Source organism: Pseudomonas sp. EZ-C24 (assembly GCF_014525325.1).
Taxonomy (GTDB): domain Bacteria; phylum Pseudomonadota; class Gammaproteobacteria; order Pseudomonadales; family Pseudomonadaceae; genus Aquipseudomonas; species Aquipseudomonas shirazensis.
Window position 1 is genome coordinate 56,761 of record NZ_JACDIU010000006.1, and the last position, 26,415, is coordinate 83,175.

Below are 26,415 nucleotides of genomic sequence, written 5' to 3' on the forward strand. Positions count from 1 at the left end.
GTCGGACATATTGTTAATGTCCGTACATAATTCTTACGTCCTCGCTGGTACACTGTCAACTCGCTTAAACCAGTGGGCTGATTGAAGGTATGAACCAGACGCGTTATGCGCTCGTTGCCAAGGACTTGATGGAAGGGATTGCCAGTGGCCGATTCCCTCTAGGCAGCCTGTTGCCGACCGAATTCGAGCTATGTGAGCTGTACGCGGTCAGCCGCCATACCATTCGCGCTGCGATTACCCAGTTGCAGAACCAAGGGCTGGTTTCGCGGCGCAAGCGCGTGGGTACGCGGGTCGAGTCGGTGTCGCCCAAGGGCGGGTACTCGCAGTCGCTGGCCTCGGTGACCGACCTGGTGCATCTGGCCGAAACGCAGATGCGCAGCATCCAGCACGTCAGCCATTTTGTGGCTGACATCGCCCAGGCGCGGCGCTTGGGAATGGAGCCGGGCGGGCATTACTTCTGCGTATCGAGCATCCGCGTAGATGCCGACAACCGCCGTGCGCCGCTGTGCTGGACCGATGTGTATGCGCAGGAGTCATACGCCGAGGTGATTGCCTTGGCCGAGGAGCATCCGGACGAGTTGATTGCTGCGCTGATCGAGCGCCATTTTGGTCGCCATATCGACGTGGTCGATCAGCAGGTGCGCGCGGTGCTGTTGACCCCGGAGGTTGCCAAAAACCTCAATGCCGAGCCGGGTTCGCCGGGTTTGAACATCATTCGTCAGTACCGTGATGGCGACGGCGCGCTGATGGTGGTTTCGGAAACCGTGCATCCGGAAGATCGGTTTACGCTGGTGTCGCAGATGAAGCGGGAGCGGTAGAGCCTGTATCGCATTGGCCCGCTGTAGGAGCGGCCTTGTGTCGCGAAAGGGGGGCGAAGCGCCCCCAAAAATTTCAGCTCCGCCGCTGACATCGCCGGGCCCGCTGCGCGCGCCTTTCGCGACACAAGGCCGCTCCTACAGTTGACCACGTATGGCGCAGTCGGCAGCTTCAGTTATCCAGCTCGGCAACTTTGACCGCCGCCGGTTGAAACCACACCGGCCACGAGCTGCGATGCCGCGCTTTCTTTTCGCTCCGAGTAGCGATCCACCAGGTAGCTCTCACGACCGCGAACCAGCAGAGTGAATTTCACCAGTTCCTCCATCACATCGACTACTCGGTCGTAGTACGGTGAAGGCTTCATTCGATCTGCCTCGTCGAACTCCAGATACGCCTTGGGCACAGACGACTGATTCGGGATGGTCAGCATGCGCATCCACCGACCCAGAACCCGCATCTGGTTCACTGCATTGAAGGACTGCGAGCCGCCGCACACCTGCATCACCGCGAGAGTCTTACCCTGTGTGGGGCGTACGGCACCCATGGTCAGAGGAATCCAGTCAATCTGCGCTTTGAACACCGCAGACATCGCTCCGTGTCGTTCCGGGGAGCACCACACCTGACCGTCTGACCACAGCACCAGATCGCGCAGCTCCTGCACCTTAGGGTGATCGACTGGCGCGTCATCCGGCAACGGCAGTCCGGACGGATCGAAGATCAGCGTCTCGGCACCCATTTGTTGGAGCAGACGTGCAGCTTCATGCGTCAGCAAACGGCTGAACGACCGCTCTCTGGTCGACCCATAGAGCAGGAGAATGCGTGGTTTGATGTTCGAACCATCTGGGAAACCCAATTTTTCAGTGCTTGGCATATCCATCAGCGACAGATCAAGAGCTGGAAAAGTATCGACAGAGTCCATATCAAATTCGCTCATCACAGGGCTCCGATCCGATCCAGAGCCTGCTTCAGATCAGCGCCCTGAAGCGTTTTCAGATTCAAGGTGAAGAGCGCGGTAAATCGCCTCTTGATACGTTCAACGGTCGCATCAAATGCGGCCTGAACCTCCTCATCAGAGCCGTCGACCTCAGACGGGTCGGACAGCCCCCAGTGGCTTTTGATGGCCTGGCCGAAATACACCGGGCAAGGTTCGCCGCCCGCCTTGTCGCACACGGTGATGACGATATCGGGTGGTGTGTCTACGAAGACTTCCGAGCCTTTGCTGTACAGGCCGGACGTGTCGATTCCCAATCCTTGCAGAGTGCTCACCGCTCGCGGATTGAGTTTGCCGCTCGGGAAGCTGCCCGAACTGATGGCCGTGAAGCCGTCTGGGGCGACATGGTTGAACAGCCCCTCGGACAGGACGCTACGACAGCTATTGGCCGTACACATGAACAGAATCTTCATAAAGCAACTCCTAAGCGCTGATGCTCAAGCGCACGGCAAGTGCTGCCAGTGTCGTAAGCAAAATGGGAAAGGTGAGTACGCAGCCAACCTTGAAGTAGTAACCCCAGGTGATGCGGATGTTTTTCTGGGCCAGGACGTGCAGCCAGAGCAGCGTGGCCAAACTGCCGATGGGGGTGATCTTCGGGCCGAGGTCGCAGCCAATGACGTTGGCGTACACCATGGCCTCGTGTGCGAGTCCCGATACCCCACTGCCCTGGATCGACAAGGCACCGATCAGCACGCTGGGCATATTGTTCATCACGGATGACAGCAACGCGGCGGTGAAACCGGTACCCAGCGTGGCAGCCCACAGGCCATGGTCGGCGAAGGTGCCAAGCAGCGAGCTGAGTCCTTCAGTCAGCCCGGCATTCTTCAGCCCGTAGATCACCAGATACATGCCAAGCGAGAACAGGACGACTTGCCAGGGGGCGTTGAACATCACTTTGCGTGTCGAGATTACATGCCCCTTTGCGGCAATGATCAGCAGCACCGAGGCGCATGCGGCGGCGACAGCACTGACAGGAATACCAAGCGGCTCAAGGACGAATAACCCGAGCAACAGAAGTACCAGCACCCACCAGCCTGCAAGGAACGTATGGCGATCTTTGATGGCTTTTTCTGGCCGCCTTAGTTGCTCGGGCGAATACGCCTGCGGCACCTCCTTTCGATAGAACAACCAGAGCATGCTCAGGGTCACCACGACACTGACCAGATTCACCGGCCACATGATCGAGGCGTACCGGGCGAATCCGATATCGAAAAAGTCGGCAGAGACGATGTTCACCAAGTTCGAGACAACCAGCGGCAGGCTGGCAGTGTCGGCAATGAAACCGGCAGCCATCACGAAAGCTAAGGTCGCCGCTGGACTGAAGCGGAGCGCGGTCAGCATCGCGATCACGATGGGAGTCAGTATCAATGCTGCGCCGTCATTGGCAAACAGGGCCGAAACCGCTGCCCCCAAGAGCACCATCAGTGCAAACAGGCGTGCGCCGCTGCCTCCTCCCCAGCGAGCCACATGAAGTGCTGCCCACTCGAAAAAGCCCGCCTCATCCAGCAGAAGGCTGATGATGATCACCGCGATGAACGTTGCCGTGGCGTTCCACACTATGTGCCAGACCACGGGGATATCGCTGAGCGTGATGACACCGGTCAACAATGCGAGTACCGCCCCGGCAGACGCGCTCCAGCCAACGCCAAGTCCACGGGGTTGCCAGATCACCAGTACCAGCGTGACCAGAAATATTGAAATTGCCAACAGCATGTCAGTTCTCCAGAAACACTTAGCAGCAGGAAGCCTGGCGTACTGGGCGACCTTCCATCGAAGCAAGGCGACCTTGGTCATCGCCGAGCCAGGAACGGTTAGCCTCAAGGGTCGTTTGGAGCACCTCCACTGCCCACTGAGGGAGTTCTGGATGAAGGCGGTAATAGATCCATTGGCCCTGACGGCGATCTTCCAGCAGCCCGCAGGTGCGCAATTGAGCGAGGTGCCGGGACACTTTTGGTTGGTGATCGTCGAGCGCCCAAATCAATTCGCAGACACATAGCTCCCCCTCGGCAGCGAGCATCAGCATGATTCGGGCGCGAGTTTCATCACCGAGGCATTTGAAGAACGTGTGGGGCTGAAAGGACATGGCCAACCTGTATATTTGTTTATTCGTATATTCGAATTTACAGATATGAATACCTCAGTGGAAGCAGCTTTTTTGCTTAAGCCGAGCAAGCGTGCGGATGCAGGTCGTGCAGATTGCTTGCTTGGTGAGTTGGCAACCGCGTCAGTACGTCCTTCAGGTATCTGTACGGATCATGCCCGTTCATGCGCGCCGACTGGATCAAGCTCATGATAGCCGCCGCTCGTTTACCACTGCGCAGCGAACCGGCGAACAACCAGTTGGAGCGACCGTCGATAGGCACAGCACCATCATCAAGCTCCGCGCAGCGCATTCACCAAGGGCTGGAGCTGCACGCCGGTTTGCCCTACCCATTGAGCCAGTGTTGAACGCGGGATGGCCAAGCCTGCTCGGCCAAAAGATCCTTTCTTGCCGGTACAGCGGCAGATGGTCGGAGAACTTGGCGCTGGAGTTGGCAGCCGCAGACACATTCGGTGCTCTCCGGCTCGGCACCAATTCCCCTCAGCTTCAGCTGGCAGCCAACTGCCTCAACCTGCGACTCAACCCAGGCGTGGTACCCGTAACTCGCTTGAACGCCCGACTGAAGGCCGCCTGGGACGTATAGCCCAACCGCTGCGCGACCTCTTCAATAGGTACTCTTTCCAGCGTCAGCCACTGGCTGGCGAGCCGCATTCGCACTTCGGTAACGTAGCGCAGTGGGCTCATGCCAATCGTCAGTTGGAAGCGCTCGGCAAAGACCGAGCGGGAGGTATTGCATTGCTCCGCCAACTGCTCGACGGTCCAGTCTCGGCCCGGTTGCTGATGAAGCGCCAGAAGTGCACCTGCCAGCCGCGGATCGCGCAGAGCGGCAACCAGGCCGGAGGCGTTGCCGCAGGCGCACTCGACCCAACCGCGAACGACCATGGCGGCGACCACATCGGCCAATCGCGCGAGGATGCCGGCGAAGCCAACGCGTGCGGCGCTGACCTCGCGCTCCATGGTGGTGAGAATAGGCACCAGCCCGGGGTAACGCTGGCCGCCGGCATCAATAAGCATCAGGCCCGGCATCAGCTTGCCAAGGCCATGGAGGCTGCCCAATTCGAATTCCATGCATCCACTGAACAACAGCGTGGTCGGCATGGAGCCGGGATCGGTTCCGGTGTCCACCGCGCTTACGGTTTCGCCGAGAGGCTCGCCGTCCAGCAGATCAATGTCCTGCACGGGTACCTGCGTATGCGAGAGCAAGTGATGGGCCGCGCCATGGCAGATGAAGACGGCGTTACCGGCTGACAGCGCATAGGTCGTCCCGTCTTCCATACGTAGCACCGCGTTGCCGACCGCCAGGAAGTGGAACCAAGCATGCCCGGGTTTGGCAGCGAAGGCCAAGCCGAAGGCTGGGCCCGCCTGGATACGGCGGTACTCGACACCGCGCAGGCGCATGCCGCGCAACAGCTCGTTGATGAGGTCGGAAGAGAGGGCAAATTGGTCTGTCGACATCGGTTCGGTGTTTTAATCAAAAAATTGAGTTTTTCGATCATAGATCATCCGGAATCTCGCGCCTAGACTACCGGTCGCAATTGAAGATTGGGAGATCCATGCAGTGACTGACCTTTTATGCAATGCCGTACCCGACAGCCGTCGCGGCGCCGCGCCGGATGCAGAACCTACAACTCCAGCGTGGATGGCCGTATTCTCGTTGGCGATGGGCGTGTTTGGGTTGCTGACCGCTGAGTACCTTCCGGCCAGCCTGTTGACGCCGATGGCAACCGAGCTGGGGGTGTCCGAAGCGCTGGCTGGCCAAGCGGTAACGGTGACAGCGGTGGTGGCGCTGTTCGCTGGCCTGTTGGTGCCAGGCCTGACTCGAAGTATCGATCGGCGCTGGGTGTTGCTGGGGTTTTCCACGTTGATGATCGCATCCAACCTGCTGGTCGCCGTTTCCTCCAGTTTCGCGGTGCTGTTGTTGATGCGTATCTTGCTCGGCATCGCGCTTGGTGGGTTTTGGAGCATGGCGGCAGCGGTGGCGATGCGCTTGGTGCCCGTGGCTTTGTTGCCGCGAGCGCTCTCGATCATTTTCAGCGGCATCGCCGTCGGGACGGTGGTCGCGGTCCCGCTGGGTAGTTATCTGGGCGGGCTCTATGGCTGGCGCAGCGCGTTCTATGCAGCGGCAGCAGTGGGGGTGGTGACCCTGATTTTCCAGTCGCTTACGCTGCCGAGCCTTGCGCCACGTCGGCCGGCACGCCTGCGTACGGTGCTTGAAGTGTTGCAGCGCCCAGGCATTGCTATGGGGATGTTCGGTTGTGTGCTGGTGCACAGCGGCCACTTCGCGATGTTCACGTATATTCGGCCATTCCTCGAAGATACGACCGGCATTGGCCCGCAGGGCCTGTCGCTGATGTTGCTGGGTTTTGGTGTGGCGAACTTTGTCGGCACGTTGGTGGCCGGGTGGATGCTCACTCGTCACCCATTGGCCACCCTGGTGTTGATGCCAGCGTTGGTAGGCGTTGCGGCACTGGCGCTGGTCTTGTTGCCAGCTTCGGTGCCAGGGCAGGCTGTACTGCTGGCGGTCTGGGGCCTGGCCTTTGGGGGTGTGCCGGTGGCATGGTCGAACTGGGTCGCCAGCGCGGTCCCTGATCAAGCGGAGAGCGCTGGCGGCATGGTGGTAGCGTCTGTGCAGTCGGCCATCGCCACAGGCGCAGCCGCGGGTGGGGCAATGTTCAGCCTCGGTGGCAGCGCAGGCGTATTCGTGGCGGCGGCCGTGCTGATGCTGCTGGCCGCGTTGCTGATTGCACTGCGTGTGCGAGTTCCTGCGGTAGATGGGGCTGTGCTGAAAGGGGTTTTGCCTTGATGGGCATTTTCGCCACAGTTTTATCTCGCTACCTGTACCAGCGGCCCGGCGGGGCTTTGGATGAGCTGCGCGTTGTCATCAAGATACTGAAGGTTCGTTAGCCAGCTTCGCATGGGTGGCCAGCTCTTCAGTGATGAAGGCCGAAATCATCGCACGATAGACCTGCTCCACGACCTCAGCCGAGGCGCCAGTTTCGTCAGCCATTTCACGAACCTTCCTTATCACTTGCTCGACCCGAGCAGGCGCACGCACATCATCGGTGGTTTTCTTGAAAGCCGCTGCTTGCGTCACGAGTCGGCCCCGTTTGGCGAGAAGCGAAACAAGGTTGCGGTCAATTTCATCGATCCCTTGGCGGACTTCGTCCAGAGAGGTGGAAGGTACATCCATTTGCCTGACTTCCTTTTCATGAGCCTGCGTCTTGTTAGGGCAGGCAGTGGCTGGTGATTCTGGGCTGTATTGTAGCGGCTGGTGACTGTCCGCAATGAGTCGATATGTCCTACAGAACCGGCTCGCAGCAGTGACGCCAGAACCATGTCCTTCCTTGCCCCTCTAACCGTGATCGGGTATTGAATCTTCATCATTGATCCGAACCATGCCCTCAATGCCTGATCTATTCTCAGTGGCAGGTGGTGCGGATCATCACGGCCTGGCCTTTGCTGTACGAGATCGAGATAAGAATGACTCTGCAAAAGCGCAACAACGTAAACATCTCCGGCAGCGGCAGCGCGACCTTGATCCTTTCGCACGGCTTCGGTTGCGACCAAACCATGTGGAAATTGCTGCTGCCGCACCTTGCTTCGCGTTTTCGGGTGATCAGCTACGACTTGGTTGGTGCGGGCCAGTCGGATCTTGCTGCTTACGAACCTGAGAAGTATTCCTCGCTGTGGGGCTACGCATCTGACCTCAACGAGCTTATCGACGCGTACGCCGAGGGCCCGGTTATTCTGGTTTGCCATTCTGCAAGCGCAATGATCGGTACCCTGGCTCAGCGCCAGCAGCCAGGGCGCGTCGCGGCGATGGTCATGATTGGCGGATCGCCCAGCTATATCGACTCGGGCGACTATGCCGGTGGCTTCCTGGCTGAGGAGGTCGATGCGTTGCTCGAGGCCATCGACGACAACTATCAGGGCTGGTCAACCACCATGGCGCCGGTGTTGATGGGCGAACCTGGGGAGCCTGCGCTGGGTGAGGAGTTGCTCAGCAGCTTCAAGCGTACCGATGGGCAAATCGCTCGGCATTTTGCGCGGGTGATCTTCTTGGCTGACCACCGCGCCGACGTTGTCGGGCTGGACACGCCTACGCTGATTCTGCAGTGCACACGCGATCCGGTTGTGCCGGTTGCGGTGGGTAAGTACCTGAATCGCGTGCTGCCCAACAGCCAACTGAGCCTGATCGAGGGCATGGGCCATTACCCGCAATTGAGCGCGCCGAGTGCGTGCACGGCGGCCATCGATGGCTTCCTTGCCCAGCTCGATTTCGACCATGGATGACACCCTCCTGGTCTGTGACGAATCGTTGTTCGAGCGCGCGCCTTGCGGGCTTGTCGTCATGACCGTGGAAGGCACGATATTGCGTTGCAACCAGACGTTCAGCCGGTGGCTTGGCTATGACATGGCCACGTTGAACGCGCAGAATTTTCATGACTTGCTGACGGTGGGCGGGCGCTTGTTCCAGCGCACCCACTGGGGGCCGTTGCTCAACAGCCAAGGCTCGGTGGCGGAGGTCAAGCTAGAACTGCGCCATCACGATGGCCATGCGCTGGCGATGCTGCTCAATGGCGTGCGCCGAGAAACCCGCGAGGGTGTGCGTTACGAGCTGGCGCTGTTCGGCACTGCCGAGCGCGATCGCTACGAGCGCGCGGTGCTGGCGGCTCGGCAGCGTGCCGAGGAATTGCTCGCGCAGAAGATCGCTGCGGAAGCGGCGTTGCAGGAGGCCAAGGCAGAATTGGCCGAGGCATTCGAGAAGGCGCAGCGGCGTGCCGCCTTTGCTGAGCAGATGGTCGCGATTGCCAGCCATGACCTGAAGAACCCGATGATGGCCATCAAGATGGCCGCGCACATGCTCGAGCATGGGCAGCGCTCCGAACGGGAGCAGCGCCTACTTGATGGCATCAGCACCTCAGCCGAGCGGGCGCAGCGGATGATTGTTGACCTGCTGGATTTTGCCTCGGTGCGGATTGGGCAGGGCATCAAGATCAGCCGGCATCAGGTCCCCCTCCCTGAGTTTGTGGACCAGTGTGTAGGTGAGCTGAGGATTGCCTTTGCTGATGCGCACATCCGGCATCTGTCGCGCGGGTGCGGCACGCTTGAAGTGGATCAGGATCGTCTGCAGCAGATGATCGGTAACCTGGTTGCCAACAGCGTTGCTTATGGTGATCTGAGTTTTCCGATCACCTTGAGCACTGACCTGTCCGCAGCAGGCGCGACCTTGAGCGTTCACAACCATGGCGAGCACATCGCCGAGGCGGTGATCCCGACGTTGTTCGAGCCCATGATGCGGGCCAATGAGTATGACGGTTCGATTCGGTCGGTCGGACTGGGGTTGTTCATTGTCAAGCAAATTGCCGAGGCGCATGGCGGGACGGTGAGCATGGTTTCGGATGCTGTGGCGGGGACTGCGTTCACGGTTAGCTTGCCCGTGCAGGCCGCTACAAGTTAGTGGGCTGCCAAACCTGGCCCTAGCGCCAGTTGCATCAAAACCGCTCCTTTTGTCGTAACGTGCTATGGCCTGCAAGGCCGCAGTCGACGGCGTCAGTTATCCACCTCAGCAACCGCTACCTCACGCTGAACAGACTCCGAACCTGCAGCCCGCCGCACCGCAACCACCGGCTCAACCTTGACCACCGGCGCCGGTTGAAACCACACCGGCCACGAGCTGCGGTGGCGGTTCTCGACTTCGACGCAAGGGATCAATCGCTCGCGCAGCACATCGGTCTCGCCCACAGTCTTGGCCACGCGGTACTTCACGCCATGCACGCACTCGCGATCACCGAACTCGCAGCGGTTCAGCGAGGTGCCGCCGCAGGGGCCGTTGGCGAGGCCTTTGGGGCAGGATTCTGGGCAAATGTAGAGGGTGTCTTGAAGGCGACAACTGCCGCAGGTGTCGCAACCAACCAAGGGTCTTTTGATGCCGCGCTCAAGGCCATGCAGCAGGCTTGCTGCGCCAGGTTTCGACCACAAAGGTCTAGTCACAGCCCAGCCAAACGCACGACTGGCCCAGTTCTCGCGGTCGAATAACAACCCGTGCATGCCCGACAACAAGTGATAGCGAACCCGCTCCCGCGGGCTGGCGCTGACCCGTGACTGGTCAAGCCGCCAGTTCGCGCCGGGCGGGGTGAAGGTCACCGCGGGCAGGTCCGGCATCTGCCAGCTGGCGGTCCAGGCAGGCGCCCATTGTTCCAGGGTATGAACCCTTGCCAGCACTTGCTCCAGCTCATGCTCCAGCGCTTGCAACTGGGTAATTTCATGCACACCGGACAGGTGCACGCCGGCATACCCCATCAATTTCAAACCCACCACCTGCAACGCCAGGCGCTGAATACTGCGCGCCTGGGCATACGCCTTGGACAGCGCCAGCTCGGCAGCCAGTACATCGCGCATCGATGGCGTGACGACGGCGCCGGCAACGTGTTCGAGCATCTGCGCGCGGCCGTGGGTGAGCGCCATAAGGCAGGCGATCAGCGGTTTCGGTGTGCGCTGACGAGCCATCCACTGCAGCGCTTCCTGATGTTTTTGATCGTCGTAGCCGAGCTGCAGGGTGAGGAAGTCAGCACCGGCACTGAGCTTTTTCTCAGCCTTGAGATACTGCGCAGCGCCTTCTTCTTCGCGGTACTTGAACGGGTTCAGGGCTGCACCGAGCAGCCAGTCGGGTCGGGCCTGGCGGGCGATCTGCAGGGCGGCGACGGACTCGAGGTAGCGCACCGGCTGTTGGCCGGGCGTGTGACCGGGCAGACGATCGCCGGTAAGGATCAGCAACTGGTCGAGGCCGGCGGCGTCCATGTGTTGCAGCTGGCTGAGCAGGTCGTGGCGCTCGCGGGCCTTACCGGAGAAATGCAGCAGGGCGGGTACGGGTGTGGCAAGCGAGTTGAAGGCGTCCAGCGGTGACATATCCAACGGGCTGCCGACGCGGTCGCCGATGGACACGGTCAGTGGCCAGCCGCACAGCTGTTTGCGGGCCATGATCGCTTCAAGCGCGGCGAAGCGCTCGGCAGAGGGCTTGGGCACGAATTCCATGATGCAGACGAAGGCGTGCTCATGCAGCGCGGTTTTCAGCAGGCTCATGCGGGGCTCGGCACCGGCAGTGGATCTGGCCGGCATTGTGCGGCAGATGGGTGAGATTGGCTTGTCTGATTGCGCTGGTGACAGGTGTGGAAAAGACATGCCATGGCGCGGCTGGGCCAATCTTAAGTCGGTGTACGTCAAAGCGCTGTATGAGAATTTCTTGAGATGATCATAAATTATATGAGTTTGTCTCAGCATCGCATTGCGCACAGACTTGCCCCATTGAAATTCAACGGCAAGGAACACCTCACATGGCACTGGCACACAACCTCGGCTTTCCACGCATCGGCTGTGATCCCGAACTGAAGAAGGCCCAACAGGCGTTCCTCACGGGCGCGCTGGATGACGCCGGCCTGCGTGCGGTGGGCCGTGAGTTGCGGGCCAAGCACTGGCAGCTGCAGAAAGATGCCGGCATCGAGCTGCTGCCAGTCAGCGACCACGCGCTGGAGCTGACCCAGTGGTTCGACAGCAACAGCCACCACCTGGCCCCGCAGCTCAGCGTTGATCAGCAGTTCGCCCTGAACTGGGAGCAACTGCTTGAAGAGGTAAACGAGGCCAAAGCGCTCGGCCATGCCGTCAAGCCAGTCGTGCTCGGCCCGCTGACTTACCTGTGGCTGGGTGAATGCCAAGGTGGCGACTTCGACAAACTGGAATTGCTCGATCGCCTGCTGCCGCTGTACGACCAGATCCTCAACCAGCTGGCTGCGCAAGGTGTGGAGTGGGTACAGATCGATGAACCGATCCTGGCGCTGGAACTGCCGCAGGCCTGGAAGAATGCCTACGAGCGGGTATACAACATCCTCCAGCGTGCGCCGCTGAAAAAGCTGGTCGCGACCTACTTTGGCGGCCTGAACGCCAACCTCGGCCTGGCCGCCAATCTCCCGGTCGACGGCCTGCATATCGACCTGGTGCAGGCCCCTGAACAATTCCCGACCATTCTTGATCGCCTGCCGGCGTACAAGGTGCTTTCGCTGGGCGTAGTCAGTGGCCGTAACAGCGGGCACTGGAATCTGGACGATGCGCTGCACGTCCTGCGCCTCGCCGCCGAGCGCCTGGGCGACCGGTTGTGGGTAGCTCCGTCGTGCCCGCTGCTGCACAGCGCTGACGAGCAAGACGATGCCGAGCTCAACAATGAGCTCGCCCTCGCCGCCGACAAGTGCCAGCAGGTAGCCCTGCTGACCAAGGCGCTCAACCACACGGACGTAGCCCAGGCTCGTGCCGCGTAGCAGGCGAGCCACTGCTCATATCCAGATACAACCTGGCTTTGCCGCACCGGCCGTGTTCTGTTTCGATGCCGCTCGGCTATCCGGCCTACAGGGAGTGTTGGGATGAAAGTTCTAGTGGTGGGTGCCAGCAAAGGGCTGGGCAAGGCATTGATCGACGGGCTGGGAGCAACGGGCGATACGCTGATCGGGGTGTCACGCACGCAGCCTGAACCGTTGCCGGTTCGCGATGGCATTGCAGTGCAGTGGATCGCAGCGGACATGGGCCAGCCCAAGTTGGCGGCCCAGCAGATTGCACATGCAGTAGAGGCGGGCGGTATCGATGCCCTGATCTACAACCTTGGTTTGTGGGAAACGCAGGCGTTCGAAGCCGGCTACAGTTTTGCAAGCGACGATGATGAGCAACTGGAGCACATGGTCAGCTGCAATATCACCGCGACAATCCTGCTGATCAAACGTCTGCTGCCGGTTCTGTTGCGCAGCCAAGCGCCGCGAATCATTCTCACCGGCTCGACCTCCGGCCTGAGTCAGAGCGGTCGCCCCGAAGTTACCTTTGGCGCATCGAAATTCGCCTTGCGCGGTATCGCCGAAGCGCTGCGCGAAGGCTACCGAGATCAACAGCTCGGCGTCACTTGCCTCAATCTCGGCTACCTGAATACCGAAGACGGCCTTGAAGTGCCGTTGGCCGAAGCCGCAGCACGCGGGGCAGGGGAGTTGATTCCGGTGCACGATGTGGTGCTGATGGTGCGCACATTGCTCAGCTTGTCGCCAGCCAGCTACGTGCGTGAGCTGACTCTGCCAGCCATCGCTGACGAGCGCTTCTGAACCTTCTTGAGCAACCAGGCTGCCGGCACGCGCCGCCAGCCCGGTTCACGCAAACGCCGACCTAGCGCTCGATCGCCAGCGCCACGCCCTGACCACCACCAATGCACAGGGTCGCCAGGCCTTTCTTGGCATCACGCTTGATCATCTCGTGCAGCAGGGTCACCAGCACGCGGCAACCGGATGCGCCAATTGGATGACCGAGGGCAATGGCGCCGCCGTTGACGTTGACCTTGTCGGCATCCCATTCCAGCGACTTGCCCACCGCCAGCGCCTGCGCGGCGAAGGCTTCGTTGGCTTCGATCAGGTCCAGGTCGGCCAACTGCCAGCCGGCTTTGGCCAGGCAGCGCTGGGTGGCCGAGACCGGGCCAATGCCCATGATCGCCGGGTCGACCCCTGCACTGGCGTAGCTGGCAATCCTGGCCAGCACCGGCAGGCCCAGCTCGGTGGCTTTGGCCGCGCTCATCAGCAGTACCGCCGCAGCGCCGTCGTTGAGGCTGGAGGCGTTGCCGGCGGTGACGCTGCCGTCTTTCTTGAACGCCGGGCGCAGTTTGGCCAGTGCTTCGGCGGTGGATTCGGGGCGGGGTTGCTCGTCGCGCTCGACCACCTTTGGCTCGCCCTTTTTCTGCGGCAGCACGATGGGCGTGATCTCGTCCTTGAAACGCCCGGCTTCGATGGCGGCGACGGCCTTGCGCTGGGATTCGGCGGCAAAGGCGTCCTGCTGTTCACGGCTGATGTCGAACTTTTCGACCAGGTTCTCGGCTGTGATGCCCATGTGGTAATCGTTGAAGGCGTCCCACAGGCCGTCGCTGATCATGCTGTCGATCAACTGGCCATGGCCCATGCGCTGACCGGTGCGGGCCGAGGGCATGACGTAGGGCGCCAGGCTCATGTTCTCCTGGCCGCCGGCTATGACCACATCGGCATCGCCACAGCGAATCGCCTGGGTCGCCAGGTGCAAGGCCTTGAGGCCCGAGCCGCAGACTTTGTTCAGGGTCAGCGCCGGCACGCTGAACGGCAAGCCGGCCTTGACCGCAGCCTGACGCGCCGGGTTTTGTCCGGCACCGGCGGTCAGCACCTGGCCAAGGATCACCTCGTCGACTTGTGCTGGGTCGAGCCCGGTCTGCTCGAGCAGGCGCTTGATCACCGCAGCGCCCAGATCGACGGCTGGCACGCTGGCCAGAGCGCCCTGGAAACTGCCGATGGCGGTACGGGTGGCGGCGACGATGACGACTTCATGCATGTTGTTGTTCTCCGATGAAGGTGGCGCGACGAGGCGACGCAGTACCACCCAGCATCGGTGCAAACGGTTCATTTGTTAAGTTTGTTTTTCTTTGGCATTGATTCGCAAAGCTAATCAATCACCCCGTTAGACGGCAGGGCACTGATGAGTGACGCAGTGAATGTCACCGCCGCCTGCGGCAATCGCGTCGATGCGCAGCGGCGCAGGGTTTACTGCAGGCGTTGTCGGCGCAGCGGGTCAGGGGCCCGGCGTGGGCGTGCCTGGTGCACCGCGACAGCCAGGATGACCCGCTGGCGCGGGCCTTCATGCAGTGGCTGCGTGAGCAGCTGGGGCGATCTGCGGTTGGAACCACCCCCGTCAGCCCGTAATATGTGTCGGATAACTTGCGGGGGTAGTCTCACCCTCAGATCAAACGGAACCCGCCCGCGCGGCGCGGCTCCCTAGCCTAAACCTGACGAGGTACAGACATTGGCCATCATTCATCCCAAGGTTCGCGGTTTCATCTGCACCACGACCCATCCGAAGGGCTGCGAGCTCAACGTCCGTGACCAGATCGAAGCCACCCGCAAGCTGGGCGTGCGCGATGATGGTCCGAAAAAGGTCCTGGTGATCGGTGCTTCCAGCGGCTACGGCCTGGCAGCACGCATCACTGCAGCCTTCGGCTTCAAAGCCGACACCCTCGGCGTGTTCTTCGAAAAGCCAGGCACCGAAAACAAGCCAGGCACCGCCGGCTGGTACAACGCTGCTGCATTCGACAAGTTCGCCAAGGCTGAAGGCCTGTACAGCAAGTCGATCAACGGTGACGCCTTCTCCGATGAAGCCCGCGCCAAGGTCATCGAGCTGATCAAGAACGAAATGGGCGGCAAGGTTGACCTGGTCATCTACTCGCTGGCCTCGCCTGTGCGCAAGCTGCCAAAGACTGGCGAAGTGATTCGCTCGTCGCTCAAACCAATCGGCCAGCCGTACAAGTCGACTGCCATCGACACCAACAAAGACGTGATCACCGAAGCCTCGATCGAGCCGGCCACCGAGCAGGAAATCGCCGACACCGTCACCGTCATGGGTGGTCAGGACTGGCAGTTGTGGATCGACGCTCTGGCTGATGCCGGCGTGCTGGCCGAGCAGGCGCGTACCGTCGCGTTCAGCTACATCGGCACCGAAATCACCTGGCCGATCTACTGGCACGGTGCACTGGGCAAGGCCAAGCAGGACCTGGACGACACCGCCCTGCGCCTGGACCAGAAGCTCGCCAGCGAGATCAAGGGCGGCGCCAACGTTGCCGTGCTCAAGTCGGTGGTCACCCAGGCCAGCTCGGCGATCCCGGTAATGCCGCTGTACCTGTCGATGGTGTTCAAGATCATGCAGGAAAAGGGTGTGCACGAAGGCACCCAGGACCAGCTCGATCGCATGTTCCGCGACCGCTTGTTCCGGGAAGACGGCGCGCCGGCTGAAGTCGACGAAAAAGGCCGCCTGCGCCTGGACGACTGGGAACTGCGCGACGACGTCCAGGATGCGTGCAAGGCCCTGTGGCCACAAGTGACCACCGAGAACCTGTTCGAAATGACCGACTACGCCGGTTACAAGAAGCAGTTCCTCAACCTGTTCGGCTTCGAACGCGCTGACGTCGACTACGACGCAGACGTGGCGACAGACGTCCAGTTCGACTGCGTTCAGCTGTAATCAGCGAAGCGTGTGTCTGGTGATGGCGTGGGGCTGAAATTTTGCTAGCGTGAGCGGACTCCAACAAAGAGTCCGCCATGAGCAGCCTGACCCAACCCGCCAGCGCCCTGCGCCACAAAGCCGCCGATGGCTACAGCCTCGGCGGTTTTGTCTGGCGCCATGCTCGACCTGATCCTCAGCGCCCGCTGGTGATCATCAACCCGGCCACTTCGGTGCGCTGCGCTTACTACTCGCGCTTTGCCGACTACCTGTTTGCCCAGGGCTGTGATGTGCTGTGCTTCGATTATCGCGGCATCGGCGAATCACGGCCGCCGTCGTTGCGTGGCTTCACGGCGTCATGGAGCGATTGGGGGCAACTGGATTTCGAGGCCATGCTGCAGTATGCGGCCGAGCACTTCCCCGGGCAGCCAGTGGATGTGGTCGGGCACAGCTTCGGCGGTTGGGCGGTAGGCCTGGCGCCCTCGGCGCAGCAGGTGCGGCGGGTGGTGATGGTCGGTGCGCAGTTTGCCTATTGGCGCGACTATGCGGCTGCGCAGCGCTGGCGCTTGTTGGCCAAATGGCATGTGGCAATGCCGCTGCTGACCAGGGTGATGGGCTATTTCCCGGGCAAACGCCTGGGTTGGCTGGAAGATACCCCAGCAGGGGTTGTTGCTGACTGGAGTACGCCCACGCCTGCGTACGAACAGCGTCCTAGCGGGCGCTTGCTGGCGACAAGGCCATTCGCTCAGGTGCATGCGGCAACATTGGCGATCAGCTTGAGCGATGACCCGTTCGGTACGGTGGCTGCTACCGAGCGTTTACTGGCTTATCTGAGCGAGGCGCAACCCGCGCATCTGCGGATTGCCCCGGCGGACATACAGGTCGCCGAGATCGGCCACTTTGCCTTCTTTCATGACCGCTTCAGGCAGACGCTGTGGCCGATTGCACTGGAATGGTTGCAACACGGCCAGCTGTCACCAGGCACGCCCGGCCAGCGGCTGCGCTGACGCCGCAAGCCAAGGGGCTACGCAGGCAGCCCCTTTGTCATCAAGCCAGGCGCTTGAGCGGCTGCTGGGCAAACTTCACCCCAGCCAGGCCATACGCGATCAACGCACGGATATTGCCGTGGTCGCTGCCATCTGGCGTGGCGACCACGCTGCGGTAATGCTCACCAAAGGCCAGCAACGCTTCGCGGTCGCTCAAGCCTTCCAGCACGGCCATGCCGAGGGTCTTGCACGAGCCTTCGTTCTGCCCGGCGGCGTTTTCCACGTCACCGTTGGTAAACGCCTGCGGCTGATAGCTGTAGTGCTCGGCGATGAACGCAAGGGTGTCGGCAAAGGCGTGTTCGCCGCTTTCGAGGCTGGCGCGCAGGGTGTTCAAGTCAGTCACGGGGTTTTCCTTGTTCGAACGCCGCTTGCTGATCGGCGCTGGCTTCTTTCTGGTATTGGGCTTTCCATTCGGCGTAAGGCATGCCGTACACCGCTTCGCGGGCGTCATCCAGGCTGATGTCGACCTGCTGCTCATCGGCAGCCGCCTTGTACCACTTGGACAGGCAGTTGCGGCAGAAACCAGACAGGTTCATCAGGTCGATGTTCTGCACATCGGTGCGTTTTTGCAGGTGATCGACCAGCCGGCGAAACGCGGCGGCTTCGAGTTCGAGCTGTTGTTGTGGGGTCATGGGCTTCTCTCAGATCATGCGGTTCTTCAGGTGGCGGCCACCGTTGATGACCACCTGGCTGCCGGTGCTGTAGTGGCTGTCGAGCAGGTACTTGACCGCCTCGATCAGCGGCCCGGCGCCGGGTTCGAATTCCAGCAGGGCCTTTTTCAGGGTCTGCTGGCGGTAGGCTTCGTCGCCGCCTTCCTTGAGGATCAACAACCCCGGCAGGATACCGTTGACGCGCACCGTCGGCGCGTACTTTTCGGCAAACGACAGCACCATGTTCTGCAGTGCGGCCTTGGTCGCGGCGTAGCCGATATGGCTCTTGCTGCCGCGCGAGGAGGTTTCGTCGCAGATGTGGATGATGTCGGCCTTGTCGACCTTGCGCAGCATGTCGCCAAGGGCCAGGTTGAGGTGATAGGGCGCCTCGACGTGCAGGCGGAACATCAGCTCAAGATTTACCAGGTCGTCATCCAGCCACACCGAGGCGTTGTGGATGATCGCGCGCAGGCCGTCGTAGTGGCTGCCCAGGTGATCGATCAGGGCGTCGCGGTCGGCCTGCTGGCACAGATCGGCGCGAAACTGGACGATGTTCGGGTGCGCAGATTGCGCATGGACATGGCGACTGGCAGCGACCACCGTATGGCCGGCCTGTGCCAGTTCAAGTGCCAGAGCCAGCCCTACGCGTTGGCTGGCTCCGGTGATCAGAATGGGGCTGTTCATGTTCAGGGCGGTCTACTTGTCTGTGCAGGCAGTGATGCCCCAGCATACCCGAACTGCTTCCCTCTGGGGGGCGCCTCAGCGGCTGCGCAGCCCGCGCGTGGGCTCTGCGCTGGCGGCTGGCGCCGGGTGTAGCCAGCTGGCCAGCAGCCGCGTCGACAGCGGGATGAATACATAGACCATGACTGGCGTCAGGCCCAAGGTGCTGAGCAGCACCCGCGGCAGCAGGTCGAGTGCGCTGAGCCAGTGGCCGAAGACCAGGTTGAACAGCAGCGAGACCGGGAAGAACGCCAGCCAGATTGCCACGGCCTGCTTCCAGCGCGGCGGCTTTTGCACTGTATTGGCGCCGAACCAGTCGTCGATGCCGCTGACGCGCTGCTCCCTGGGGCGTTCGAACAGGCCGTCGCCGCGTTGCAGCCAGGCGCGGCGCGAGGCCGAATGCTCCCAGGCATGCATGGTCTGCTCGCTGGTGAAACGGAAGATGATCTGGAATTCGTCGCCATCACCGGGCGGGGCGAGGATGCCCGAGCCGAGGTAACCGGTGAAGTCAGTGGCCAGCTGCTCGCCTTCATGCAGCCAGGTCAGCAGGTCCTGGTAGCGGCCATGGGCGGCGCGGCGCGACACCATCAGGGTAACGGGTGGGGTAGACATTGTGTATCTCCTGGCGACAGGACTGGCGGGTAGCCGGCCCTTAGGCTTGCGCGCCCGGGGTGGTGGGCGACGCAGGCATGCATGCAAGAATCAGGCGCGGATTATCGCGGATAAACTGTGACTCGTCAGTGTCAGCGGGCGAACGGTTGGTTATTTGTTTGCCCGTCCCGGCGTAGAATGTGCTTTGTTTAATCGAATCCGGGTTTTCACCACGCATGAACGAGCAGGCACTCCCTATAGCCGATCTGGATCACCAAGAGCTGTTTCCAATCCGCGAGGTTTCGCGCCTGACCGGGGTCAACCCGGTGACGCTGCGTGCCTGGGAGCGTCGCTACGGCCTGATCCAGCCAACTCGCACCGACAGCGGCCACCGCTTGTACTCGCAGGCCGACGTCGACGCGGTACGCAGCATCCTCGGCTGGCTTGAGCGCGGTGTGGCGGTGAGCAAGGTCGGCAGCATTCTCGCCCGTGGCCAGGCGCTGGCGCAGGACAGCAGTGCTGCAAGCAATGCCGATGACCTGGCCAGGTGGCGTACCCAGGTACGCGAGGCAGTGCAGTGCTTTGACGGCGCTGGGCTCGACCGTTTGTTCGATCAGGTATTTGCCAGTACTACCCAGGAGCGGGTGTTCAACGACGTATTCATGCCGGTTTGGCACACCCTGCGCGGGGCGCCGCGCGGTTTTGGCCAGGCCAGCGAGTGGGGTTTTCTCGACCAGTTCTTGCGCGGGCGGGTGCTGATGCGCCTGCAGCTGGCGCGGGCACCGCGGCGCCAGCGCGTCGTGCTGGCGCCGCTGTCAACCGCGCTGCAGGAGCTGGAGTTGCTGGTGGCCGGGCTGCTGCTCGGCAGCGAAGAAGTCGGCGTGGTACTGCTGCCGGCCAGTCAGCCGCTGCAGGAGCTGGCGCTGATCTGTCGGCAGCTGGAGCCGGATGCGGTGGTGCTGTTCTCCAATCAGCGGCCAACTGCCGAGTTGGGTAAGCGCCTGGCACGTTTAGGGTTGGGTTGCCCGTTACTGCTGGCGGGGGAGGCGGCGGAGTTTGCTCAGGACACGCTGGCCGGCAGTGCGGTGGTCTGCCTGGGAGCCGAGGTCAGCCTGATGCGCCGACGCTTGCGCCAGTATCTGGCCGGTCAGCTCGATACCTGAAGCTTAAGCGTGCAGTTCGGGATGGGCGCTACGGTGGGCCTGGAGGATGTATTCGCGCAAGCGCTCGATCTCTTCTGCCGGGCTGCGGCTGAGGTCGTACGCGGCCAGGTTTGCACCGATACGCCGGCGCAGCACGCCGTGCAGGCCGATCGGCGCGATGCCGTCAGGGGCGAAGCTCAGGTCGAAGCGCTTGGGCGCCTGTTTCAGGCCGCGCACTTCAAGCAATACACCCTTGAACGAGATGTCCCGGACCCACAGGTTGCTGCGTTTGCCTTTGCTTTCGAGCAGCGCCGAGGGCTCTTCGAGTGACAAGCGCCATGGCCGCAGTTGCGGCCCGTCTTCCTCGTAGATTTCCGGGGAGCCAAGCTGCAGGTGCAGGGCGTGGAATTCGTCTTCGACCAGTTGCAGCGGGAAGCTGATCTGCTGGTTGTTGAAATGCGCCTGCAGGGTAACCTGATCACTGGCCGCAAGGCGCGTCAGCAAGGTCTGCAGCTGGCGATCGCCGTTGACCAGCAGGCCGGACATAGGGTCAGCCAAGTTCAGTTGCGGCGAATGCTGCAAGTCTTGGATGAAGCTCATCTCGGCCTGGGTGAGCAGGGTATCTGCTTGCATGGTCGCATCCGAATGTGGCGATTTTTTCAACAGTGACAGGATGGACAGCGGCGGCGGCGGTTGGTTCATTTGAGCAGCTCGGATTTCAGATCGGCGAACTGCGCCTGGCATTGTTCCAGGCTGCGCTGCAGTTCGACCTGGCGGCTGACGTCCTTCTGGATACCAATGAAATAGCGGCGCTGGTCGGCTTCGTTGTACACCGGCGTGATAGACAGCTCATTCCAGAACGCGCTGCCGTCCTTGCGGTAGTTGAGCAACACTTCGCGGCACGGTTTGCCGTCGAGCATGGCCTTGCGGATGCGTACGCGGGCCAGTTGGTCGCGGTCATTGCCCTGCAGAAAGCGGCAGTCCTGATAGAGGATTTCGTCGCGGCTGAAACCGGTCAGGCGCTCGAAGGCGGCGTTCACGTAGATCAGGATGGTGTCGTCACCTTCCTGTTCACAGACTACGATGCCGTCATTGGAGGCATCGACCATCGATTGCAGCAGTTGAGCGTTGATCATGTGCGGACCAGAGATTGGATAGCGGCGACTTACGCCTCAAGCGGCCTTTTGCCATTGCAGGATGCTAGTATCCTACGTTTTTACTCAGTTTCGGAATCCTCCCGCAGATGAAAGTCGTCATTATTTCCGGTTCAGTGTATGGCACCGCCGAAGAAGTTGCCCGTCATGCCGAGGCGTTGCTCAAAGCCGCTGGCCTTGAAGCCTGGTACGCGGCGCGGGCCAGCCTGGCCGACATCGAAGGCTTTGCCCCGCAAGCCCTGCTGGCTGTGACCTCGACCACCGGCATGGGTGAGCTGCCGGATAACCTTATGCCGCTGTTCTGCGCTATTCGCGACAGCCTGCCAGCGGCATGGCGCGGCCTGCCCGGCGCAGTGATCGGCCTGGGCGACTCCAGCTACGGCGACACCTACTGCGGCGGCGGCGAGCAGATGCGCGAGCTGTTTACCGAACTGGGTGTGCACGAAGTGCTGCCGATGCTGCGTCTGGATGCCAGCGAAACGGTCACCCCGGAGGCTGACGCCGAGCCGTGGTTGGCCGAGCTGGCCGCCGCACTGAAGGCCTAAGCTTGCTCGCGCAGCAATCCCAGCCAGGCTTGCGCTGCGCGTGACAGATACGCGCCGCGGCGCCAGATAAAGGCAATGTCCCAGCGCAGCGCCTCGGGTGCCAGTAATGGCAGACGGACCACCCCAGGGCGCTCCAGCGCGCGGGCGACTACCCGCGGCAGCAGCACCACGCCTTGGCCTGCTGCCACCAGTGCCGCGAGAAAGTCCGCCTGACCGCTGCGCCCGCCTTCCTTGGGGGTGAAACCCAACTGCTGGCAGGCGCTGAGCAGGCGGTCGTTGAGGACGAAGCTGCGCTGATAGAGCAAGAACGGCGTCTCGGCCAGTTGGCCCAGGTCAACCTCGGTCAAGCCTGCCAGGGCGTGTCCGGCGGGCAGCAGGGCATCCAGCGGCTCGTTGCAGAAGGGCTGAAAGGCGAAGGCGTCGTCGTTTGGCGTCAGGCTGCCGCCCAATTCCAGCTCACCGCTGCGTACCGCCTGCTCAATGGTGCGGCTGCCGCCCTCGAGCAGGTGAATGACGATGTTCGGATGGCGCCGCCGGTACTCGGCGAACAGCCCGGCAAACAGCGCATCACTGCCCAGCAGTGGCAGGCCCAGGCGCAATTCGCCACGGTGCATCTGGCTCAGATCATCCAGCTCGCTCAACAGCTCCTGGCGCTGGCGCAGCAGTGCTTCGCCGCGCTCGAGGACGATGCGCCCGGCGGCGGTCAGGTGCATCTGCGAGCCCTGCCGTTCGAGCAGTTGCTGGCCGATGTCATCCTCCAGCTGAGCCACCTGCTTGCTCACCGCTGACTGGCTGATATTCAGCGTCTGCGCGGCCTGGGTAAAACCACCGCGATGAACCACTTCGACAAAGCTGCGTAGCTGCTTGAATTCCATCGCCTGAATTCCTTTTTGGAATGGCAGGCAGTCTAACAATTCGCTTCTGGCCTAGGCACGGCAAATTTACAATGGGCACCCGTCGAGGAACCCATTGATGAACGCTGTACTGCTTAAAAAACTCACTAGGCTGATCTGCGAGCTGGCGGTGCTGTTTGCCTTGTTCCTGTTCGGCAGCCAGCTTGCGGCCTGGTCTGGCTGGCCCATTCCGGGTGGTGTGTTCGGCCTGGCCCTGCTCTTGATCCTGTTCGCCAGCGGCCTGCTGAAACCGGCAATGCTCCAGGCCGGTGCGGGCTGGCTGATGGCCGAAATGCTGTTGTTCTTCATTCCGGCGCTGATGAGCCTGCTCGATTACGGCAGCCTGCTGCGCGATGAAGGCTGGCGCATCCTCCTGGTGATTGCGGTGAGCACGCTGCTGGTAATGGTGGTCACTGCCGTGACGGTCGAGCTGGTGTGCCGCTGGAGCCTGCGCCATGAGCCTTGAACCGATGCCGCTGTTCTGGCTGGCGCTGACACTGGCCGCTTATCTAGGCAGCCGCTGGCTGTACCGGCGCAGCGGGCGTTATCTGCTGTCGCCGCTGATCCTGGTGCCGGCTTTGCTGCTGGCGGTGGCCGTGCCACTGCACACCGCCTATGCCGAGTACGCGCGCAATACCCATTGGCTGATGGCCGTGCTTGGCCCGGTGACGGTGGCCTTTGCCGTGCCGATCTGGCAGCAACGGGGGTTGCTCGCGCGGCATTGGCCGGCGTTGCTGCTGGGCATGCTGGCCGGCAGCTGCGTGTCGATCGGCAGCTCCTGGGGCCTGGCACACCTGATGGCGCTGGACGATGCAGTCAGCCTGTCGCTGCTGCCGCGCTCGATCACCACCCCGTTTGCCATGCCGCTGGCCCACGATCTGGGCGGCGTGCCGGAGCTTACTGCGGTGTTCGTGATGTTCACCGGGGTGCTCGGGGCACTGTTCGGCGGCACCTTGCTGCGCTGGCTGCCATTGCGCACGCCACTGGCCCGTGGCGCGCTGTTTGGCGTCGGCGCACATGGCGCTGGCGTCAGCCGGGCGCAGGAAGTGGGCCGCGAAGAAGGTTCGGTGGCCGGCCTGGTCATGGTCCTGACCGGCTTGCTCAACTTGTTTGCCGCGCCATTGCTGGCGGCGTTGCTGTGACCGTTCGTGCCACTGACCTGTACGGTCATCAAGCTGGCTGCCAAGGCGAGTTCCGACGACCGAGGCGCTGACTATGCTGTGCAGGACGCAACATAAAGAGCACATGTAAGTGCCAAGGTGACATGCAATGAGCGCAGCCTTGCCGTATTCGACCCACGCAGCTTTGATCCAAGCTACTACTCCAGGACAACTCTGATGCCTTTGGCCGAAATTCCATTGTGCGTCTGGCGTACCCGGGGTCAGGATTTCTCATTCCAGGGCCAGAGCATCCGCTACTGGACGGCAGGGCAAGGCGAGCCTCTGCTGCTTCTCCACGGTTTCCCCACGGCCAGCTGGGACTGGCACTATTTATGGGGGCCATTGACCCAGCGCTTTCGCGTAGTGGCCTGCGACATGCTCGGCTTTGGCGACTCGGCCAAGCCGCTCGGCCATCGCTACAGTCTGATCGAGCAGGCCGATCTGCAGCAGGCCTTGCTTGCTCACTTGGACATCGACGAGCCAGTGCACCTGCTCGCCCACGACTATGGCGGCAGCGTCGCTCAAGAGTTGCTCGCACGGCACTATGAGCAGCGCAGAAACATCGCCAGCTGTGCCTTCCTCAACAGCGCGCTGTTCCCCGAGCATTGCCCGCTGCTGCTGGTGCATAAGCTGTTGCTCAGCCCGCTTGGCTGGCTGATCGGCCGCTCGTTCGGCCGGGATGACCTGGTGCGTACCGTCACCCAGATCTACGGGCCCTGCACCCACCCCAGCGAAAGCGCTCTGGACGACAGCTGGAGCCTGATCACCGCCAACCGTGGCACGCATATCCTGCACCGGCTGATCAATTATGTGCATGAACGGCGCCAGCAGCGTGAGCGTTGGGTAGGCGCGCTGCAGGGTGATGGCGTGCGTTTGCGCCTGATCAACGGCTCGGTTGATCCACTGTGCGGTGCCCACATGGTCGATGCCTTCCGCCAGCTCGTCGTGGATGCCGATACGGTGCAGTTGCAGGGCATTGGTCATTACCCGCACATCGAAGCGCCGGTGCAGGTGTTGCGCCATTACCTGAGCTTTCGCGAGCAGCCGTTGAGCTTTGTGCCGCAGAAAGTGGCCTGGTGTTGATGGAGCCGCCGGGCTGAAAAACAAAAAACCGATGTCAGCGAACTGACATCGGTTTTTCATGCAGCCTGGTTTTCAACAACAAAAAGCGACAGGCTGGATCAGGCGTGGATCAGTTGCCGTAAACCGGCAGCTTTTTGCAGATGGCCTTGACCTTCTCACGTACCGCGTCGATCACGGCCTGGTTGTTCAGGTCGGCGAGGATGTCGCAGATCCAGCCAGCCAGCTCGCGGCATTCGGTTTCCTTGAAGCCGCGGGTGGTCACAGCCGGGGTGCCGAAGCGCAGGCCCGAGGTGACGAACGGCGAACGTGGGTCGTTCGGTACCGAGTTCTTGTTGACGGTGATGAAAGCGTTGCCCAGGGCAGCGTCAGCATCTTTACCGGAGATGTCCTGCTTGATCAGCGAGAGCAGGAACAGGTGGTTTTGAGTACCGCCGGACACCACGTCGAAGCCGCGCTCGATGAACACCTCGGCCATGGCCTGGGCGTTTTTCACCACTTGCTGCTGGTAAGCCTTGAACTCAGGCTGCAGCGCTTCCTTGAAGCAGATCGCCTTGGCGGCGATGACGTGCTCGAGCGGGCCGCCCTGGGCGCCTGGGAACACTGCCGAGTTGAGTTTCTTCTCGATGTCGGCGTTGGCACGGGCCAGGATCAGGCCGCCACGTGGACCGCGCAGGGTCTTGTGGGTGGTGGTGGTGACCACGTCTGCGAACGGCACCGGGTTCGGGTACACGCCAGCGGCAACCAGGCCAGCAACGTGGGCCATGTCGACGAACAGGTAGGCACCGACCTTGTCGGCGATGGCGCGGAAGCGCGGGAAGTCGAGAACCTGCGAGTAGGCCGAGAAGCCGGCTACGATCATTTTCGGCTTGTGTTCAACAGCCAGGCGCTCGACTTCGTCGTAATCGATCAGGCCATTGCCGTCGATGCCGTACTGCACGGCGTTGTACAGCTTGCCCGACGAGCTGACGCTGGCGCCGTGGGTCAGGTGACCGCCGTGGGCCAGGCTCATGCCCAGGATGGTGTCACCGGCCGACAGCAGGGCCAGGTAGACCGCAGCGTTGGCCTGGGAGCCGGCATGCGGCTGGACGTTGGCGTAATCGGCGCCGAACAGCTCTTTGGCGCGATCGATAGCCAGTTGCTCGACCACGTCGACGTATTCACAGCCGCCGTAGTAGCGCTTGCCTGGGTAGCCTTCGGCGTACTTGTTGGTCAGTACCGAACCTTGGGCTTCCATCACCGCGGGGCTGGTGTAGTTTTCCGAAGCGATCAGCTCGATATGCTCTTCCTGACGCTGAGCTTCTTGCTCCATGGCGGCAAAGAGATCGGCGTCGTACTTGGCAATGGTCAAATCACGGCTGAACATGGCGGTCCTCAAGGATCGGGGCTGAATTGGGTGTGCATTCTAACCGATTGGCCGAGGCGTGGCATATGAACTGGCGTCATGTCGCAGACCAATGCCATTCACGTCGTAAAATGACCGGGCGGACATGCCG

At 61.8% G+C, this 26,415-nt stretch carries 29 protein-coding genes and 2 pseudogenes; 13 read left to right on the plus strand and 18 right to left on the minus strand.

Annotated features, from left to right (window positions below; genetic code table 11):
* The first annotated feature begins 89 nt into the window (after positions 1–89).
* A complete protein-coding gene (locus IDM28_RS02610) occupies positions 90–818 on the plus strand; it encodes a GntR family transcriptional regulator (RefSeq protein ID WP_150569996.1) in 729 nt (242 codons plus the stop codon).
* A gap of 173 nt (positions 819–991) precedes the next feature.
* Here the strand turns inward: IDM28_RS02610 and arsH are convergent, their stop codons facing one another.
* The 7 genes and pseudogenes from arsH to IDM28_RS02640 form a co-directional block, all read right to left on the minus strand.
* The gene (gene arsH / locus IDM28_RS02615) at positions 992–1,735 is read right to left on the minus strand and encodes an arsenical resistance protein ArsH (protein ID WP_410524654.1); all 744 of its coding nucleotides are present in this window, start codon (positions 1,733–1,735) and stop codon (positions 992–994) included.
* 14 nt (positions 1,736–1,749) lie between these two features.
* Positions 1,750–2,220 (minus strand): arsenate reductase ArsC, encoded by a 471-nt coding sequence (locus tag IDM28_RS02620; RefSeq protein WP_188035304.1) that lies wholly within the window; start codon positions 2,218–2,220, stop codon positions 1,750–1,752.
* A 10-nt stretch (positions 2,221–2,230) separates the two neighbouring features.
* Entirely contained in the window at positions 2,231–3,520 is a 1,290-nt protein-coding gene (locus tag IDM28_RS02625; RefSeq protein ID WP_188035305.1) for an arsenic transporter, read from the minus strand.
* Between the two features lie 19 nt (positions 3,521–3,539).
* Positions 3,540–3,890 (minus strand): metalloregulator ArsR/SmtB family transcription factor, encoded by a 351-nt coding sequence (locus tag IDM28_RS02630; protein ID WP_181089084.1) that lies wholly within the window; start codon positions 3,888–3,890, stop codon positions 3,540–3,542.
* A gap of 76 nt (positions 3,891–3,966) precedes the next feature.
* Positions 3,967–4,185, minus strand: a pseudogene (locus IDM28_RS02635) (transposase domain-containing protein); the annotation flags it as partial.
* The gene (locus IDM28_RS24125) at positions 4,181–4,357 is read right to left on the minus strand and encodes an IS66 family transposase (protein WP_410524652.1); all 177 of its coding nucleotides are present in this window, start codon (positions 4,355–4,357) and stop codon (positions 4,181–4,183) included. The gene IDM28_RS24125 and the pseudogene IDM28_RS02635, both read right to left, overlap by 5 nt.
* Positions 4,358–4,394: 37 nt before the next feature.
* Positions 4,395–5,363: an AraC family transcriptional regulator gene (locus IDM28_RS02640; protein WP_188035306.1), complete on the minus strand. Its 969-nt coding sequence runs from the start codon at positions 5,361–5,363 to the stop codon at positions 4,395–4,397.
* A gap of 103 nt (positions 5,364–5,466) precedes the next feature.
* Between IDM28_RS02640 and IDM28_RS02645 the strand changes: the two genes are divergently transcribed.
* Complete coding sequence (locus IDM28_RS02645) at positions 5,467–6,711, plus strand: MFS transporter (RefSeq protein WP_188035307.1); 1,245 nt, start codon at positions 5,467–5,469, stop codon at positions 6,709–6,711.
* 78 nt (positions 6,712–6,789) lie between these two features.
* Here the strand turns inward: IDM28_RS02645 and IDM28_RS02650 are convergent, their stop codons facing one another.
* Positions 6,790–7,098, minus strand: a complete 309-nt coding sequence (locus IDM28_RS02650) for a chorismate mutase (protein ID WP_188035308.1) — start codon at positions 7,096–7,098, stop codon at positions 6,790–6,792.
* A 290-nt stretch (positions 7,099–7,388) separates the two neighbouring features.
* On the opposite strand from IDM28_RS02650, the gene IDM28_RS02655 reads away from it, so the two are divergent.
* Complete coding sequence (locus tag IDM28_RS02655; protein WP_188035309.1) at positions 7,389–8,201, plus strand: alpha/beta fold hydrolase; 813 nt, start codon at positions 7,389–7,391, stop codon at positions 8,199–8,201.
* Positions 8,194–9,369: a PAS domain-containing sensor histidine kinase gene (locus IDM28_RS02660; protein WP_188035310.1), complete on the plus strand. Its 1,176-nt coding sequence runs from the start codon at positions 8,194–8,196 to the stop codon at positions 9,367–9,369. The genes IDM28_RS02655 and IDM28_RS02660 overlap by 8 nt, the downstream gene beginning before the upstream one ends.
* Positions 9,370–9,461: 92 nt before the next feature.
* Here IDM28_RS02660 and IDM28_RS02665 read toward each other — a convergent pair whose 3' ends face one another.
* A complete protein-coding gene (locus IDM28_RS02665) occupies positions 9,462–10,991 on the minus strand; it encodes a methylenetetrahydrofolate reductase C-terminal domain-containing protein (protein WP_188035311.1) in 1,530 nt (509 codons plus the stop codon).
* Between the two features lie 251 nt (positions 10,992–11,242).
* Between IDM28_RS02665 and IDM28_RS02670 the strand changes: the two are divergent.
* Positions 11,243–12,214 (plus strand): annotated as a pseudogene (locus IDM28_RS02670) (5-methyltetrahydropteroyltriglutamate--homocysteine S-methyltransferase); the annotation flags it as partial.
* A 105-nt stretch (positions 12,215–12,319) separates the two neighbouring features.
* Positions 12,320–13,039 carry an SDR family NAD(P)-dependent oxidoreductase gene (locus IDM28_RS02675; protein WP_188035313.1) on the plus strand — a complete coding sequence of 240 codons (720 nt, stop codon included), beginning with the start codon at positions 12,320–12,322 and terminating at the stop codon, positions 13,037–13,039.
* A gap of 61 nt (positions 13,040–13,100) precedes the next feature.
* Here IDM28_RS02675 and IDM28_RS02680 read toward each other — a convergent pair whose 3' ends face one another.
* Positions 13,101–14,279 (minus strand): acetyl-CoA C-acetyltransferase, encoded by a 1,179-nt coding sequence (locus IDM28_RS02680; RefSeq protein ID WP_188035314.1) that lies wholly within the window; start codon positions 14,277–14,279, stop codon positions 13,101–13,103.
* 468 nt (positions 14,280–14,747) lie between these two features.
* Between IDM28_RS02680 and fabV the strand changes: the two genes are divergently transcribed.
* Both fabV and IDM28_RS02690 read left to right on the plus strand, forming a co-directional pair.
* On the plus strand, positions 14,748–15,959 hold the full coding sequence (gene fabV / locus IDM28_RS02685; RefSeq protein WP_188035315.1) for an enoyl-ACP reductase FabV: 1,212 nt from the start codon (positions 14,748–14,750) through the stop codon (positions 15,957–15,959).
* A 77-nt stretch (positions 15,960–16,036) separates the two neighbouring features.
* A complete protein-coding gene (locus IDM28_RS02690) occupies positions 16,037–16,945 on the plus strand; it encodes an alpha/beta fold hydrolase (RefSeq protein WP_188035316.1) in 909 nt (302 codons plus the stop codon).
* Between the two features lie 40 nt (positions 16,946–16,985).
* On the opposite strand, the gene IDM28_RS02695 is transcribed toward IDM28_RS02690, so the two are convergent.
* From IDM28_RS02695 to IDM28_RS02710, 4 genes are all read right to left on the minus strand, one after another.
* Entirely contained in the window at positions 16,986–17,327 is a 342-nt protein-coding gene (locus tag IDM28_RS02695; RefSeq protein WP_178080741.1) for a HopJ type III effector protein, read from the minus strand.
* Positions 17,320–17,616: a DUF1244 domain-containing protein gene (locus IDM28_RS02700; RefSeq protein ID WP_150570009.1), complete on the minus strand. Its 297-nt coding sequence runs from the start codon at positions 17,614–17,616 to the stop codon at positions 17,320–17,322. Before IDM28_RS02700 ends, IDM28_RS02695 begins: the two co-directional genes overlap by 8 nt.
* 9 nt (positions 17,617–17,625) lie before the next feature.
* Entirely contained in the window at positions 17,626–18,318 is a 693-nt protein-coding gene (gene folM / locus IDM28_RS02705) for a dihydromonapterin reductase (protein ID WP_101316349.1), read from the minus strand.
* A gap of 75 nt (positions 18,319–18,393) precedes the next feature.
* Positions 18,394–18,966 (minus strand): antibiotic biosynthesis monooxygenase, encoded by a 573-nt coding sequence (locus tag IDM28_RS02710; protein WP_101316351.1) that lies wholly within the window; start codon positions 18,964–18,966, stop codon positions 18,394–18,396.
* Between the two features lie 215 nt (positions 18,967–19,181).
* Between IDM28_RS02710 and IDM28_RS02715 the strand changes: the two genes are divergently transcribed.
* Complete coding sequence (locus IDM28_RS02715) at positions 19,182–20,108, plus strand: MerR family transcriptional regulator (RefSeq protein ID WP_188035317.1); 927 nt, start codon at positions 19,182–19,184, stop codon at positions 20,106–20,108.
* Between the two features lie 3 nt (positions 20,109–20,111).
* On the opposite strand, the gene IDM28_RS02720 is transcribed toward IDM28_RS02715, so the two are convergent.
* Together IDM28_RS02720 and IDM28_RS02725 are read right to left on the minus strand one after the other, a co-directional pair.
* Positions 20,112–20,720 carry a hypothetical protein gene (locus tag IDM28_RS02720; protein WP_101322937.1) on the minus strand — a complete coding sequence of 203 codons (609 nt, stop codon included), beginning with the start codon at positions 20,718–20,720 and terminating at the stop codon, positions 20,112–20,114.
* Positions 20,721–20,785: 65 nt separating this feature from the next.
* Positions 20,786–21,223, minus strand: coding sequence for a PAS domain-containing protein (locus tag IDM28_RS02725; protein ID WP_101316355.1), 438 nt, complete (start codon positions 21,221–21,223; stop codon positions 20,786–20,788).
* 107 nt (positions 21,224–21,330) lie between these two features.
* On the opposite strand from IDM28_RS02725, the gene IDM28_RS02730 reads away from it, so the two are divergent.
* Positions 21,331–21,786 carry a flavodoxin gene (locus tag IDM28_RS02730; protein ID WP_103435991.1) on the plus strand — a complete coding sequence of 152 codons (456 nt, stop codon included), beginning with the start codon at positions 21,331–21,333 and terminating at the stop codon, positions 21,784–21,786.
* Here IDM28_RS02730 and IDM28_RS02735 read toward each other — a convergent pair.
* Positions 21,783–22,661, minus strand: a complete 879-nt coding sequence (locus tag IDM28_RS02735) for a LysR family transcriptional regulator (RefSeq protein ID WP_101316359.1) — start codon at positions 22,659–22,661, stop codon at positions 21,783–21,785. The genes IDM28_RS02730 and IDM28_RS02735 overlap by 4 nt on opposite strands.
* A gap of 97 nt (positions 22,662–22,758) precedes the next feature.
* On the opposite strand from IDM28_RS02735, the gene IDM28_RS02740 reads away from it, so the two are divergent.
* The 3 genes from IDM28_RS02740 to IDM28_RS02750 all read left to right on the plus strand — a co-directional run bounded on the left by IDM28_RS02740 (position 22,759) and on the right by IDM28_RS02750 (position 24,922).
* The gene (locus tag IDM28_RS02740) at positions 22,759–23,145 is read left to right on the plus strand and encodes a CidA/LrgA family protein (RefSeq protein ID WP_101316361.1); all 387 of its coding nucleotides are present in this window, start codon (positions 22,759–22,761) and stop codon (positions 23,143–23,145) included.
* Positions 23,135–23,821 (plus strand): LrgB family protein, encoded by a 687-nt coding sequence (locus IDM28_RS02745; protein ID WP_101316363.1) that lies wholly within the window; start codon positions 23,135–23,137, stop codon positions 23,819–23,821. The genes IDM28_RS02740 and IDM28_RS02745 overlap by 11 nt, the downstream gene beginning before the upstream one ends.
* A 195-nt stretch (positions 23,822–24,016) precedes the next feature.
* Positions 24,017–24,922, plus strand: a complete 906-nt coding sequence (locus tag IDM28_RS02750; protein WP_188035318.1) for an alpha/beta fold hydrolase — start codon at positions 24,017–24,019, stop codon at positions 24,920–24,922.
* A 109-nt stretch (positions 24,923–25,031) separates the two neighbouring features.
* Here the strand turns inward: IDM28_RS02750 and glyA are convergent, their stop codons facing one another.
* A complete protein-coding gene (gene glyA, locus IDM28_RS02755; protein WP_101316367.1) occupies positions 25,032–26,285 on the minus strand; it encodes a serine hydroxymethyltransferase in 1,254 nt (417 codons plus the stop codon).
* Positions 26,286–26,415 lie beyond the last annotated feature (130 nt).

Bases quoted from the DNA above. Each gene is read 5' to 3' on its own strand.
- IDM28_RS02665 (WP_188035311.1), bottom strand. From the start codon at position 10,991: ATGAGCCTGCTGAAAACCGCGCTGCATGAGCACGCCTTCGTCTGCATC.
- IDM28_RS02710 (WP_101316351.1), bottom strand. From the start codon at position 18,966: ATGTCTACCCCACCCGTTACCCTGATGGTGTCGCGCCGCGCCGCCCAT.
- IDM28_RS02700 (WP_150570009.1), bottom strand. From the start codon at position 17,616: ATGACCCCACAACAACAGCTCGAACTCGAAGCCGCCGCGTTTCGCCGG.
- IDM28_RS02625 (WP_188035305.1), bottom strand. From the start codon at position 3,520: ATGCTGTTGGCAATTTCAATATTTCTGGTCACGCTGGTACTGGTGATC.
- IDM28_RS02745 (WP_101316363.1), top strand. From the start codon at position 23,135: ATGAGCCTTGAACCGATGCCGCTGTTCTGGCTGGCGCTGACACTGGCC.
- IDM28_RS02630 (WP_181089084.1), bottom strand. From the start codon at position 3,890: ATGTCCTTTCAGCCCCACACGTTCTTCAAATGCCTCGGTGATGAAACT.
- IDM28_RS02620 (WP_188035304.1), bottom strand. From the start codon at position 2,220: ATGAAGATTCTGTTCATGTGTACGGCCAATAGCTGTCGTAGCGTCCTG.
- IDM28_RS02660 (WP_188035310.1), top strand. From the start codon at position 8,194: ATGGATGACACCCTCCTGGTCTGTGACGAATCGTTGTTCGAGCGCGCG.
- IDM28_RS02610 (WP_150569996.1), top strand. From the start codon at position 90: ATGAACCAGACGCGTTATGCGCTCGTTGCCAAGGACTTGATGGAAGGG.
- IDM28_RS02750 (WP_188035318.1), top strand. From the start codon at position 24,017: ATGCCTTTGGCCGAAATTCCATTGTGCGTCTGGCGTACCCGGGGTCAG.
- IDM28_RS02650 (WP_188035308.1), bottom strand. From the start codon at position 7,098: ATGGATGTACCTTCCACCTCTCTGGACGAAGTCCGCCAAGGGATCGAT.
- IDM28_RS02730 (WP_103435991.1), top strand. From the start codon at position 21,331: ATGAAAGTCGTCATTATTTCCGGTTCAGTGTATGGCACCGCCGAAGAA.
- folM (WP_101316349.1), bottom strand. From the start codon at position 18,318: ATGAACAGCCCCATTCTGATCACCGGAGCCAGCCAACGCGTAGGGCTG.
- arsH (WP_410524654.1), bottom strand. From the start codon at position 1,735: ATGGACTCTGTCGATACTTTTCCAGCTCTTGATCTGTCGCTGATGGAT.
- IDM28_RS02640 (WP_188035306.1), bottom strand. From the start codon at position 5,363: ATGTCGACAGACCAATTTGCCCTCTCTTCCGACCTCATCAACGAGCTG.
- IDM28_RS02720 (WP_101322937.1), bottom strand. From the start codon at position 20,720: ATGCAAGCAGATACCCTGCTCACCCAGGCCGAGATGAGCTTCATCCAA.
- IDM28_RS02740 (WP_101316361.1), top strand. From the start codon at position 22,759: ATGAACGCTGTACTGCTTAAAAAACTCACTAGGCTGATCTGCGAGCTG.
- glyA (WP_101316367.1), bottom strand. From the start codon at position 26,285: ATGTTCAGCCGTGATTTGACCATTGCCAAGTACGACGCCGATCTCTTT.
- IDM28_RS02715 (WP_188035317.1), top strand. From the start codon at position 19,182: ATGAACGAGCAGGCACTCCCTATAGCCGATCTGGATCACCAAGAGCTG.
- IDM28_RS02675 (WP_188035313.1), top strand. From the start codon at position 12,320: ATGAAAGTTCTAGTGGTGGGTGCCAGCAAAGGGCTGGGCAAGGCATTG.
- IDM28_RS02735 (WP_101316359.1), bottom strand. From the start codon at position 22,661: ATGGAATTCAAGCAGCTACGCAGCTTTGTCGAAGTGGTTCATCGCGGT.
- IDM28_RS02680 (WP_188035314.1), bottom strand. From the start codon at position 14,279: ATGCATGAAGTCGTCATCGTCGCCGCCACCCGTACCGCCATCGGCAGT.
- IDM28_RS02725 (WP_101316355.1), bottom strand. From the start codon at position 21,223: ATGATCAACGCTCAACTGCTGCAATCGATGGTCGATGCCTCCAATGAC.
- IDM28_RS24125 (WP_410524652.1), bottom strand. From the start codon at position 4,357: ATGTGTCTGCGGCTGCCAACTCCAGCGCCAAGTTCTCCGACCATCTGC.
- IDM28_RS02690 (WP_188035316.1), top strand. From the start codon at position 16,037: ATGAGCAGCCTGACCCAACCCGCCAGCGCCCTGCGCCACAAAGCCGCC.
- IDM28_RS02655 (WP_188035309.1), top strand. From the start codon at position 7,389: ATGACTCTGCAAAAGCGCAACAACGTAAACATCTCCGGCAGCGGCAGC.